The 13,770-nt window shown below is 46.5% G+C and carries 7 protein-coding genes; 1 reads left to right on the plus strand and 6 read right to left on the minus strand.

What is annotated here, in order from left to right:
• Positions 1 to 54: 54 nt before the first annotated feature.
• The 3 genes from MHI01_RS07895 to yicI all read right to left on the minus strand — a co-directional run bounded on the left by MHI01_RS07895 (position 55) and on the right by yicI (position 6,430).
• Positions 55 to 3,006, minus strand: coding sequence for a glycoside hydrolase family 3 C-terminal domain-containing protein (locus MHI01_RS07895; protein ID WP_340982880.1), 2,952 nt, complete (start codon positions 3,004 to 3,006; stop codon positions 55 to 57).
• 19 nt (positions 3,007 to 3,025) lie between these two features.
• Positions 3,026 to 4,036 (minus strand): phosphotransferase family protein, encoded by a 1,011-nt coding sequence (locus MHI01_RS07900; RefSeq protein WP_315371126.1) that lies wholly within the window; start codon positions 4,034 to 4,036, stop codon positions 3,026 to 3,028.
• A 75-nt stretch (positions 4,037 to 4,111) separates the two neighbouring features.
• Complete coding sequence (gene yicI / locus MHI01_RS07905; RefSeq protein ID WP_340982881.1) at positions 4,112 to 6,430, minus strand: alpha-xylosidase; 2,319 nt, start codon at positions 6,428 to 6,430, stop codon at positions 4,112 to 4,114.
• 172 nt (positions 6,431 to 6,602) lie between these two features.
• On the opposite strand from yicI, the gene MHI01_RS07910 reads away from it, so the two are divergent.
• A complete protein-coding gene (locus MHI01_RS07910) occupies positions 6,603 to 7,523 on the plus strand; it encodes an AraC family transcriptional regulator (protein WP_340982882.1) in 921 nt (306 codons plus the stop codon).
• A 183-nt stretch (positions 7,524 to 7,706) separates the two neighbouring features.
• Here the strand turns inward: MHI01_RS07910 and MHI01_RS07915 are convergent, their stop codons facing one another.
• The 3 genes from MHI01_RS07915 to helD form a co-directional block, all read right to left on the minus strand.
• Positions 7,707 to 8,627, minus strand: a complete 921-nt coding sequence (locus tag MHI01_RS07915) for a hypothetical protein (RefSeq protein ID WP_340982883.1) — start codon at positions 8,625 to 8,627, stop codon at positions 7,707 to 7,709.
• Positions 8,628 to 9,012: 385 nt separating this feature from the next.
• Positions 9,013 to 10,872 carry an adenine deaminase gene (locus MHI01_RS07920; protein WP_340982884.1) on the minus strand — a complete coding sequence of 620 codons (1,860 nt, stop codon included), beginning with the start codon at positions 10,870 to 10,872 and terminating at the stop codon, positions 9,013 to 9,015.
• Between the two features lie 310 nt (positions 10,873 to 11,182).
• Positions 11,183 to 13,558: an RNA polymerase recycling motor HelD gene (gene helD, locus MHI01_RS07925; RefSeq protein WP_340982885.1), complete on the minus strand. Its 2,376-nt coding sequence runs from the start codon at positions 13,556 to 13,558 to the stop codon at positions 11,183 to 11,185.
• Between the last annotated feature and the right edge of the window lie 212 nt (positions 13,559 to 13,770).

Consider the following 13,770-nt stretch of genomic DNA (forward strand, 5'->3'; position numbering starts at 1 on the left):
ACAACAGCATTATTGTGCTTGTTTCGGAGGTTGATTATTCAGGACATGCTACAACTACAACAATCTAAAGTGCCGTAACGCTGCTCCACCTTTGAAGACAATATATAGCGCATTCACCTTATGTGGCGCCTCAAGCAAACACTGAACTGTTGTCCACTTGATATCTTTCCCATTCACACTGCCTCCAGGTCCAGAAACTTCACACACACCGAGCAGTTCGCCCTCCAGTCCTTCGGAACGAATCTCCAGTCTGCCCTCTTCCCCAAAAGCTGCCACTCTGGCTTCAAATCCTTGTACTTCTTGAACAGCATTATGGTTGAAAGCGATCCAAGACGACTGCTCCTCTCGATATAAAGGTTCCTCCGGAGTGATTGCCCGAATTGCCGAACGTCCTTCCAGACATTCATCCAGTAGAACACCTGCACAAGCATCGTAATTCTCGGCAAAGGTAAGCAAGTGCAGCGGGCGATCAGGAATCGTCTCACCTTCAATTTTAATATCAGCCGACTGACGTATATCTGTGGAAGAACGCCCTGCCAGAATGGCCCAGGTCGCTGTCTCCAGGCAGTATCGATCTCGGGTAACATCCCATAGCGCAAGCTTCTGAACAGGAACCTCGAAACTTATCGTAACACGCGTCCCTGCTTTGACATGAACACGACGGAAAGCAAGCAGTTGCTTCTGAGCACGTTTCACTCGGGAGGTATATGAAGATCCATAGATCTGTACGACTTCATCACTGTCACGTTCACCTGTATTGTGTACCTCCACTTCAATCTTCAATTGATCTGTGGTGGTGGATTCCTCCGGAGCACTTCGACTTACACGAATCGCTTCGTATTCGAATTCGGAATACGTCAGGCCATGACCAAATGCATATTGAACCGGTCCTTCATGATACATATAGGTCATGCCATTCTGAATGATGTCATAATCCATCATGTCAGGAAGCTGTGATTCGTCTTCATACCAAGTCATATTCAATCTGCCTGCTGGGGCATAATAACCTAACAGCACATCTGCAAGCGCGTTCCCCAATTCCTGACCTGCATGTGTCATATAAACGATTGCGCGGGCCATACCTTTCAACTCCTGCAAGGCAAATGGATAACTGCCCATAATGACAACCACTGTATTGGGATTTGCTTCACACACAGCTTTGACAAGCTCGACCTGACTCGGCGGAAGCAGCAAACTTGGGCGGTCAATTTCTTCTTTGCCGTTGATATATGGGCTGTTGCCAACAACAACGACAGATGCCTGACTGCTACGTGCAGCTTCTACGGCTTGTTGTATTCCGCTGGTCACAATATCAATAATGAATGCAGAAGGTCTCTGTGTATTGCCTGGTGATTGACTTGCGTGTCCAGAGTCACCAATATCATTCGGGTTTGTATCTGTAGCTGTAGTCTGTTCTCCTTGTGGCCGGAGTGGTGATACAGCAGACTGTCCCTGATATTCGTTCAGTCCAACAGGAATGCCGTTCCACGTCCGCAAGGTGTTACTTCCATCCGTTAGAGGATCTATGCGAACAACTTCCTTCACAAACCAGCCACCAATCTCCGGTGCATTTGCCTGATAGATACCTTGCTCGGTTAAGCTAACGTATCGATTATTGTTCACACTTCTCAGCGTATGACTTTCCCAACCCCAATCCTGATGTACAAATTCGGCTGCTGTAGGTACACTGGCTTCCGGTACAGCGACGAGTGTACCTTGCGCACCAAGAGTTACAACTTGTCCGTCTGTTGTCTTCAGCTGAATACGGTCATTCCCATCTGCATAGGTCACGTCTGCTTCAGGTAGGCGATTGCGCAATCCATCTAGGACGGATACTCGATAAGGCAATGTGCCACTGTACCAATCGGTATAGACAACATCCGCAAGTGGCCCAATCACACTGATTTTCTGCAACGCTTCTGGCTGCAACGGAAGTAATCCATCATTTTGGAGCAAAACAATCGATTCGGCAGCGGCACGATAACTAAGTTTGGCATGTTCCGGTGCACATAATACCGACTCGGGAATAGACGCATATGGATTGAGCCCGGACTGATCGAGTTGTCCAAGTCGCATTCGCACACCAAAGATGTTGCGGATCGCTCTGTCCAAATCAGCTATTTTCAACAGATTCTGGTCAAGAGCCTCCTCCAGAGCAGATACAACAAGATCAACTTCATCTGTAAGACAATCCACTCCTGCCTTCAACGCACCTGCTGCTGATTCGGCATGACTGGTATGATAACCATGATAATTCACAGTCTGTGACAGGTCTCCACCATCACATACAATGAAACCTGGCATCGCCCACTCACCCTTAACCACATCATTCACATATGGACTTTCAATGGCAGGTGTACCATTGATGGAATTGTAAGCTGTCATCATGGACAAGGCTCCACCTTCCACAAATGGTGTCTCAAATGCTTTCAAATAATATTCCCGCAGATTGCGCGGATCAATGCTGGATGAACAATTCAGCCGATCTTTCTCATTATTATTGGCAAAAAAATGTTTCAAGGTCGCGACCATTTTCAGATAAAAAGGATCATTTCCCTGCATACCTTTGACGAGAGCCGCCGACATTTCTCCCGTGAGGACCGGATCCTCGCCATATCCCTCTTCTGTTCTACCCCAGCGTGGGTCACGTTCCAGATCAACCGTTGGTGCCCACAAAGTTAGCCCGTGAACTTCAGGATCACGGTGATGATATGCCCTAGCTTCATCGCCAATGACTGAACCAATCTCCCGCATAAGCCTTGTATTCCAGGTACTCGATAGACCGAGAGGTTGCGGAAATACCGTCGCCTCCCCTTTCCATGCAACCCCGTGGGCAGCTTCGCCCCCAACGTTGTAGGCTGGAATGCCCAGTCTTGGTACAGCTGCTTCGCGTGTAGGAATTAGTCTGATCTTCTCCTCCGTTGTCAACCGTGCAATCAGGTCATCCAACCTTTCCTCAAGTGAAAGTGACGCATCCCACATCGGGTATTGATGATACTCCTTCATCCTTCATTCCCCCTGCGAATTAGTTAAGTCCAAGTTGCTTCCATTGCTCCAGTAAATCCAGCGTGCGCTGGTGATACTTCTGACCATCTTCAGGTTGATTGACCTGATGTTCATGAACGTAGGCATTAAAATACGAAGACAGTATTCGATAGGCAAGCCTGCGTGCCTGTCCTTCAGCGGATGAGTCCAGTGGACGATCATATCCTTCATGAAAAGCCGCTGATTCTGACGACAATATGGCTTCAAACTCCCTGTCTGCAAACATGGAACGATCTCCGTCAATGATGGCCGCAATGTTCAGCTCACCGTTTTCCTGATGAACAAGTACATTTGCTTCCCACAGGTCATTATGAACGAGTACCGGACGGGTCACTTGATCAAATAAGTCTTTATTTTTGATGAAAATAGCAGCGATATCTTCTCCCACACCTGACATATAATCGACTTGTGCCGCTTTAAGTGCCGTTTCTTCTGCAAAAGAGTGCAACACCTCGGACCATTGATCCGAGCCTCTAATCGTCCCATCACCCTGCGGCCACCCAAACGATGCCCCCTCGATCTGATGCATGATGGCGGTATAGACGCCAAGCTGATGATACAATCGCTCTTTGTCTATGTCTGAAATTGATGCGTGATCCAGCTGCTTACTCGGGATAAACTCCATAAACATGTACGTTCTTGGGATGATTGATCCGCTGTCATCACAAGCGATAATGTTGGGAGCAGGAATGCCTGCCTTACGGTAATATTCATATACAATCGGTTCAGCCGCCATCATCGTACGTTCAAACGAAAATAGGGGATCACTCGCAGAACCAGCCGCCATCTCACCCCGCTCTGGAGCCAATCGTAAAATCACATCCGTATAGGATGTATGTTCAAGGTGAATCCGATAGGTTGTATTAAAAAGTCCACCTTGCAGGAGACCAAACTGCTTCACTTTGGTATCGCTTCCAAAATTAATTTCTACCAGATGATGCAGCATCTCTGCTGATATCGTGCAGTGCAAACCAGAATTCATTGTACTCATTTCATTCAATCTCCTATCATCGTAGACAAACAGACGGCACCTTTCGGCACCGTCCTTTTCTTTTACTATATCATTTTACAGTTGGATTGTAAGCGCGCTTGCGCCTGTTGCTGCTGTAACGACAACACCATTTGCACCAGACACTTGGGAACCACCTTCAACGCTGGATACACTTTCAATACCGCGAAGTACGATGTTCCAAGGTTTGCCCGCACCTTCAGCACGAACATCCAGCACTGATCCATTACGTGTAACGTTAACTGTCAGCTCCTGTTCAGCTGCTTGGTTCACAACAACAGCTTGAGCCGTTTGACCATCAGCCAGTTCGAACAAGTGCAGGGACACATCATTTGCAAAGTCATAATCCGGTTTGCTATCCACCGCACCCACAGCGATCAGACTGTTTGGCTTAATCATCATTGGCAGTGTTTTGAAGTCATGGTTTTCACTGATCCAGCGTCCACCTTGTACTTTCGCTCCTGTCAGATAGTTCGTCCAAGTTCCTTCAGGCAGGTAATAACGCACATCACCTTCCTTGTTGAAGATTGGAGCCACCAGAATCGAGTCACCAAACATATATTGCGTATCCAGGCTGTATGTTGTTGGGTCCTCTGGGAAATCCAGCAGCATAGCGCGCATCATCGGAATACCTTTTACCGTTGACTCCACCGCAGAATTGTACAGGTACGGCATCAGGCTGATTTTGAGTTTGGTAAAGTCACGAACAACGTCCACGGATTCCTCATCAAACAACCAAGGCACACGATACGAAGTGCTTCCGTGCAGGCGACTGTGTGAAGATAACAGTCCGAATTGTACCCAACGTTTGTAGACATCAGGGCTCGCTGTGCTTTCAAAACCACTGATATCATGGCTCCAGAATCCGAAACCGGAAAGCCCCAGTGAGAGGCCACCGCGAAGCGATTCAGCCATAGATTCATACGTGGAAGAGCAGTCACCACCCCAGTGAACCGGGAACTGTTGCCCACCTGCTGTTGCAGAGCGTGCAAACAGGGCAGCTTCGTTTTTGCCAATCTTCTCTTCGAGCAATTCAAATACAGCTTTGTTATAGAGCTGTGTATAATAGTTGTGCATTTTAACCGGATCAGAACCATCGAAGTACACAACATCTGTCGGAATTCTTTCACCAAAGTCAGTCTTGAAGGAATCTACACCTTGATCCAGCAGGACTTCCAGCTTGCTCTTATACCAGTTCACAGCATCCGGATTTGTGAAATCAACCAGAGCCATACCTGCTTGCCACATATCCCATTGCCATACGCTACCATCGGCTGTTTTGACCAGGTAACCGTTCTCCATACCTTCATCGAACAAGTAGGATTTTTCTGCAATATATGGATTGATCCAAGCACAGATTTTAAGGCCCTTTTCTTTCAGTCGTGCAAGCATGCCTTCCGGATCCGGGAACATCGCTTCATCCCATACAAAATCAGACCATTGGTATTCCTTCATCCAGAAGCAGTCAAAATGGAATACAGACAGCGGAAGATCACGTTCAGCCATGCCATCTACGAAATGGTTAACCGTTTCTTCATCATAATCCGTTGTGAATGATGTTGTCAGCCACAGACCAAAAGTCCATGCCGGTGGAAGCGCTGGTTTACCTGTTAATTTCGTATAATTATCAAGTACATCCTTTGGATTGTCACCGCCGATAATGAAGTACTCCAACGTCTCGCCTTCTACGCTGAACTGAACTTTAGATACATTCTCGGATGCAATCTCATACGATACGCGTTCCGGATGGTTTACAAATACGCCATATCCTTTATTGGACAGGTAGAACGGAATATTTTTATAGGACTGCTCACTGCTTGTACCGCCGTCCTCATTCCAGGTATCGACGATTTGGCCATTCTTAACAAACGGTGTGAAGCGCTCACCGAGTCCGTAAACGTATTCACCAATACCGAGATCAAGCTGCTCGCGGAAGTACGCTTCCTTGCTTGGACCTGTAATATAACCAGCCGCTCTTTGACCACTACCTGTAATGCGTTTTCCTCCATATAGGAAGCTAACGTCCCAACCGTTTGTTTTGTCGATTTGAACTTCCAGGTTGCCGCTTTTCAAAACAGCACCTTGTTCATTTTTTGAGATCTCAACGTTGGCTTCTTGTGTGTTAAGCTCAAATACAGGCCCTTTTTTCACGCCGCCTTTATGATGATTCAAGGTTACACGAATAACGTTTGGCATAGGTGAGCTGTATGTTGCTTTCAGCAATGTACCATTCAACGTGTCGCCTTTGGAACGAATATATTTAGTTGCCGCATATACGGTCACAGAATTATCTTTTTGCACAATATCACGAATGTCAGTCGGGTTTTGAATCTGGTACCCTTCACGAGTCATCCAGAATCCATCAGTAAATTTCATGTTTTCTTTCCCCCTTTGGTTATATTATAATAATATTGATATTAATAATTAATTTCTTCTCTTATTTTGACCGAATATATCACGATTTTGATAATAAACATCCGATTCTTGAACATCATCACCAATCTATGGAAACGATTACATTAATAATGATACAAAAGGAGAATCTGATATGGAACGTGAACGATTACGGGAAGACCGGATTCACGGCAATGCCATGTATCCCGTCAGTGTGTACCCGGATATTCAACAACTGAACGGGGATAGCATTCTCGATTGCCACTGGCATGATGAGATGGAGTTCACTATGGTGACCCAGGGCTGCGCCGTCTTTCAGATCGATATGAACACTGTTGAGGTCCAAGCTGGAGAAGCCATTTTCATCAATCGAGGTGAGATTCATGCGGGGTATCTGAAGGGCGATGTGCCCTGCATATTCTCTTCCATTGTATTTAATCCCGAACTGCTTGGCAGCCGTGCCTTCGATACGGTCCAAGAGAAATTCATCGGTCCACTGGTACGCAAAACGGTGATTCCCCCCAGTCATATCAAGGCAGATGAGAACTGGGGACAAGAAATTCTGGATCTCCTGAAACGTATATTTGCAGACCATGCTGGCCGAACCGAAACATGTGAAATGTCAACGAAAGCCTACCTGTACCTCATATTTGCCCGAATGTTCGAACATATGAGACCTGCTCCGCTCAAAGGCACTGTAGCTACAGGCAGTCATGACAAGGTAGAGCGCCTGAAATCCGTGCTCAGTTATATTCACAAACGGTATCCTGAACCATTAAAGCTGAAAGAACTGGCCGATGAGGCCAATATGAGTGAAGGGCACTTCTGTCGTTTCTTCAAACAAATGGTGCAGAAAACACCTGTTGATTACATTAACTATTACCGTGTTCAGCAGGCCTGCGTTCAGCTTGAGAATACAGATCACAAAATTGTTGATATCGCCATGGATGTGGGTTTCGAGCATCTAAGCTACTTCATCACTACATTTAAAAAGCATAAAGCCACAACACCTTCACAGTATCGCAAAATGTTCTATGAGAACGTAGGAATGGAGTCTGCCCTGGTTCAGGTGTAAAAGAAGAAGGTGCTCACAGCTATTCAGCTGCAAACACCTTCTTTATCTTCTTTATCAACTTTCCAGCCAATGAATAAGATAACGCTCTGATCTGAGCCACACTGGCTCAGTTAGAACTCATCTCACTCGCTGCTATCAGCCTTACGCTTTGAAGCTTAACATTGGCCTCACTTTTTCAGTTTCTCACTTTTTCAGTGTCTTCCATGAAGTGTACTCATGTACGGAGAAACCGTTAAAGGACGCATGTACTGAAGCCATTTTTTCGACCAATTTTAATTGTGCTTCCATATAAGCAGATCCCTCTTCATAAAAAGTAATGAAGTCACCTTCCTTGCTTTGCTTTGTTTCCACGGCGATTGAGATCGTCTTGCCAAGCAGAGCTGCTTCTGCAAGTTCATCCTTCGCTACACTATAGATTGTAGCAGCTGTATCGCGGTAAGCCATAATGGTGATGGAATCAAACTTGCGAATCATCCAACTGCTTACGGCCATCGTGGAACCCGGAATTTTGTAGTTATCGAGCCAGAAAGGCAGATCAGCCGCTACCGGCATTTTCATCCGTGATGCTCGCTCAACAATGTACTCCACATTGCCTTGCCACTGAGTAATTACACTGGCCTGATTGATTTTCCATTGCGGATGCACATGTGGCTCAATATCCAGATGAATACCAGCAAACTTCTCATTAGGCAACGCCTGCGCCTGATATGCCTCGATCCAGTCCAGGAAAGATGCAATCTGTTCCCGACTTTCCGTCAATCCCCACGCTGATCTTCCATCCATAACGTCAACCGCAATGTTCTTGGCTCTCGCCTGGCGGATAAAACTTTTATACTCAGGAATCTTTATATCCCGGTTCATCTGCAGATAGATCGTATTGATCTTGTTCGCTGTAGCGTAATTTAACACCTCTTGAGGATTACTTCGGATCTGGGTGGTATCCCACACCCAAGTCGCTCTCACTGGCACATCAAGTTCTCCATGAATCGTTGCATAACTGTCGACTGAACCATCCGCTATGGCTTTGGAAGAACAGGCTGTACTCGCACACAAGATCAAACAACTCAGTAATAAGATAAAACGGTAACCCCTTTTGCTTTTCATATTTGTACACTCCCTCTGAAGTTATCAGCTCTGACGTGCAAATCTGGATGAAATTGTGTCGTTTCATATTCATTTAATGGATACTTATTAGGTACGACGAATTTGGATTGCTTTTATATGCAATATCATCTTTAAGACTTACGACGAAAGAATCATATAACTATATTTCGGGAATTCGTAGTTCTGTATGTATAGTTCAAAAGTCACAATTATTTATTATTTTCAAATTCAATTCTTATTCCAGCATGACTTCAGTCATTATTGCCATATGTACACCAAGCTCCAGAAGACCTAGAAAGCGTTTTCTCTCAAAATACACCAAAAAACCGCCCTAAGGCGGCTTTATATGAAACCCTATTTAATGATGTCTAGTCGACATTTCCGTTCATTCATTTCCCGATGGAGCTACCGGTGTATTGTCAACCACTTCATCGAAAAGAGACACCAGTTCAATACCTTCTGCCGAGATCCGCACAAGACCCTTGTCAGACAAACGTAATTCTGGAATCACAACCAGTGCGAGCAACGAAAGCGTCATGAACGCATTATTCAACGTACATCCTGCGGACTGTAAAGCTTCGCTGACTGCTGCCGATTGGGCTGCAACGACTTCGAAAGATTCAGTTGACATCAAACCTGCAATCCGCAGCGGGAATTCGGTTACCCCTGCTGCCGTTACCACGGCCACCCCGCCCTGCATACGAATGACGCGATTACCGGCTTCAGCCATTAGCGCATCATCATTACCGATAATCAACAGGTTGTGACTATCATGAGCAACTGTCATCGCAATCGCTGCAGGTGATGTGAAGCCGACGCCTCCAACAAGCGCTACCGCTCGATTCCCGGTTTGTTTGTGACGCTCCAATACCGCAATTTTGCATACTTCCCCTGAAGTTGAAACCACAACCTTGCCGTTCTCTACGGTAACAGGCAGGTGTTTCTCCTTTGTATCCACATGGTTCTCTGTCACATGAATGATTTTGGCACCAATGATCCCCTCTTGAATCGGTGCAGCCAACTCCAGATCTTCTGGCTGAATATTAGCTTCTAACTTCACCGTGTTCAGCGCTTCCTCCGGGTACGTGAAGCTGTCCCAGACCGCCGTCATTTTCCCATTCTCCGCTACAACTTGCCCGGCAGCAATCGTCATGCCTACACGTACATCCGCCAACCGGCCGTCCAGCAGAATAATATCGGCTATATTGCCCGGAATAATCGCACCAATGTCGCGCGCAACACCAAAGCGCTCAGCCGTGTTAATGGTTGCCATCTGGAAAGCCGTAACCGGCTTCACCCCTTGGGAGATTGCGAGACGAACAACAAAATCCATATGTCCTTCTTTGAGCAGCGATTCAGAGCTTCGGTCATCGGTCACCAGCATCATCCGGCGTGTATCCAGACCAAGCTCAGTGCAGGCTTTGATCGTCTCAGCCACATCATGCCATGCCGAACCTTGACGCATCTTCGCGTACATTCCGAGTCGCAGACGTTCAACCACATCTTCCTTGGTCACACATTCATGATCCCCTGTAACACCACTCGCTGCGTAGGCTGGCAGACGCCAGTCATCTGCAGCCCAGGTGAAATGACCGTCTGCCACTTTACCTGTCCGGAGCGTTGCCTGTATCTCACCAATCATCGTCTCATCCCCATAGACCACTCCAGGGAAGTTCATCACTTCACCAAGACCAATCATGTCCGGACCCCAGGAAAGAGCCTCAGCTACCTCTTCAGGCCCGATATAAGCACCTGTTGTCTCCAATCCTGGATGCGTTGAAGGCACACAGGAAGCCACCTGCATATAAGCTGCCATCGGTGTGGTCCGTGCTTCATCTAGCATTAGTCTCAGACCTTTCAGACCAAGCACGTTGGAGATCTCATGTGGGTCAAAGAAACCTCCGGTCGTGCCTGAAGGCAATACCGCTCTCGCAAACTCGGTTACTTTCATCTGTGTACTTTCGATATGGCAGTGTCCATCCAACAGACCAGGAGCGATATACTTACCGTTTGCTTCAATGATCCGGGTATGTTCTCCGATGGTGTGGCTTACATCTTTACCGACATAAGCGATTCGAGCTCCCTGTACAGCTATGGACATCTCAGGCAAAATCTCACCCGATATCACGTTTACCAGCGTACCTCCCCGAATGACCAAAGTCGCTGGCAAATCTCCCCGTGCTGTAGCGACCAGATCCGGTACACAATCGGCCATAAGTGGCCGTTCAAAAGATGATTTGTTCATTTTGTTGCCTCCTTTAATAAACGATCCAAAAAAAATATATTGTTACGATTATATGAGTCCGGACTTCATGTGTAAAGAAAAATCACATCGATTGTGCTTAAATACAAATTATGCAGACGTATTTATCCACGGGACCCAATCCTTACGAATTCACGTTAGGTATTTTTATCAATACGATCACCTATATGGCTGTAACCTCATCACGTATAATTCCCTCGCTAAGCTAGCTTCTTCCCGATATATGTATCATATACAGAAAAACTCCCGTTCCATTGAACGGAAGCCTTCTTCATGCATATGAAGTGTTATGTCAGTCCACTTGCGCAGCAGACACCTTGCCAAGATCATACTGTTCTTCCGACTGGGCGGTAATGAACGGACTCGGTGTGCCCACGCAGTAAACGTGCAGCAGATGCATCGCTCGTGTGCAAGCCGTATAGAACAACTTGCGTTCATGCTCTTGAGCATACTGCTCCGCAGAGCCGTCATAGATCAGGACAGCATCGAATTCCACACCTTTGGCCAGATACGCTGGGATGACATGAACACCCTGCTCAAAAGCCAGCGTCGTTTTTTTGATTAACTTCGGTGCTGTGGGCAGCGCCTTACTCAATGCAGCATGTACGTCTCTGCTCTCTTCGGCGGTTTTGCAGATAACTGCAACCGATTCGTACCCTTCCTTAATCAAATGCTTCAAGTCTGTCGTGATGACATTCATATGACGCTCTGAATCAGAAGAAACGATCACTTTAGGTTTCTCACCGCTACGGTTAAATGGAATAATCTCTTCCCCACCAGGCACCATGCCACGTGTAAACTCCACGATCTCACGGGTAGATCGATAACTTCTGGTCAGCTCAATGACCTCTGTATTGTCTGGACCGTACAGGTTAGTCAAAGGTCCTGTTCCGCTAAGTACTGAAGAGTGGGCATAGATTGCCTGATTAAAGTCACCAAGTGCTGTTATTTTCGCCCGTGGGAACAATCTCTTCATGAATGCCAACTGAAACGCAGAATAATCCTGGGCTTCATCAATAATGACATGACGAATATTCGAGTTAATATGGAATCCAAGCATAAGCTCACGCAAGTACAAGTATGGCGTAATATCTTCATATGCCAACTCCTGAAGCTTCAATCTGCGTAAAGTCATCTTACAGATTTCATCCCATTGAGCAGGCAGCGCTTCGTCACCCAGCAATCGCTCCATCTGAGCCTGATCGTTGAATAGATGTGCATATAATTGTCTTATATCAACGAATCGTAATGACTTGATCCATTTTCGCAACGGTTTGAGTCGGTCACTGACCACCATACGTGCCAGAATCCCTCTTTCCTGCTCAAAGTCATTAAACGTATGGGTCTTTCCTTTTTGCTTGCGCTTCAACCGTTGATACGCACGTTGCAGATCCTCCGGCTCCATCAGATCAAGCTGCTGATCAACCCAAGGCGCATCCAGTTCACCTTTACCAAAGGCAGACAGTTCTTTCAGCATCCAGTCCCGTAACATCTCCAGTCGACTCACCAGCTTAACGGATGACTCGAAACTGTAGAATTTCTCAGCCATAGCCTCTGACGTGACAATCGCTCGGCCCTGGAAGCGAACCGGCTTGAATTTCATGCCACCTGACAACATACTTTCCTTATAACGTGTAATAACCTTGAGGAACGTTTCGGACGACTTGAAGCGAATGCTGGACATGCGAACATCGTAATCGGGATCTTCCGTCCCCGTAAGTACATATTCAAGCTGAATAAACGGATCTTCCAGTTGATATTCACGACCCAAACGGCGCTCCAGATACTCCTGGAAGGTCGTTTGCAACATGTTTTCCTCCCCAAGCTCAGGCAGTACCGTGGAGACATAACTGTTGAACATTGGATTTGGTGAAAAAAGAACCATCTGATCCGCTTGCAGATGCTCGCGGTATTTATAGAGAAGATATGCCACACGCTGGAGCGCCGCGGATGTTTTGCCACTGCCGGCTGCGCCTTGCACAATGAGCATACGTGTCCGGTCATTACGGATAATCCGGTTCTGCTCCTTCTGAATGGTCGCTACAATACTCTTCATCTGTGCATCCGAAGTTCGACTGAGCACAGCCTGCAACAACTCATCACCAATCGTAACCCCCGTGTCAAACATAAAACGAATACGACCGTCCCGAATGACAAACTGTCGCTTCATCTCTATATCACCGCTGATCTCTCCACTGGGTGTATGATACGTGATTGGACCCGGTGCTCCGTCATAATACAGATTGGAGATTGGCGCACGCCAGTCGTAGACCAGAAAAGATTCTTCCTTCTCATCCAGCAACGATGCAATGCCGAGATAAATGCGTTCTGCATTTGGATATCCATCTTCCTTAAAATCAATGCGGCCAAAATACGGTGAATGATGCAGTCGTTTCATTTTATCCAACGCAGCTGCTGTATTTAGATGGCTGCGCTCCCGATCGGACAATACCTGTGACTGCTGCCGCATGCTGGTTGAAGTCTCCCCAACATCATCCGCTTCGCTAAAGTTCATCGTGACTTCGTCCCAGAAGTCTTTTCTCATGCCAACCACTTCGTCACGGAAGGAACCAACTTCATCTTCCAGCGTTGTGATCTTGCGTTCAATCTGATCGGTCACGGTGTTGACCCGTTGTTGTTCCTCATTCCATTGCTGATCTGTACTCATATGTTAATAGCCCCTCTTTCCCCGGATTGTGTCCTCATAATCCCATTTGACAAGCCCGAAAAGGCAATGGTATAATTATTAGAAAGTAAACATTTTAATTATATGTTAATTAGTTCTAATTTTCTGAAAACCATTTTTTATTGTACCAGTGACAACGTCCCGATGCAAGCGGAGGCGTTTTTTGTTGTTTTCTTCTTCATTATTACCCAATC

Source organism: Paenibacillus sp. FSL M7-0656 (genome assembly GCF_038003225.1).
In the GTDB taxonomy this organism is placed as follows: Bacteria; Bacillota; Bacilli; order Paenibacillales; family Paenibacillaceae; genus Paenibacillus; species Paenibacillus amylolyticus.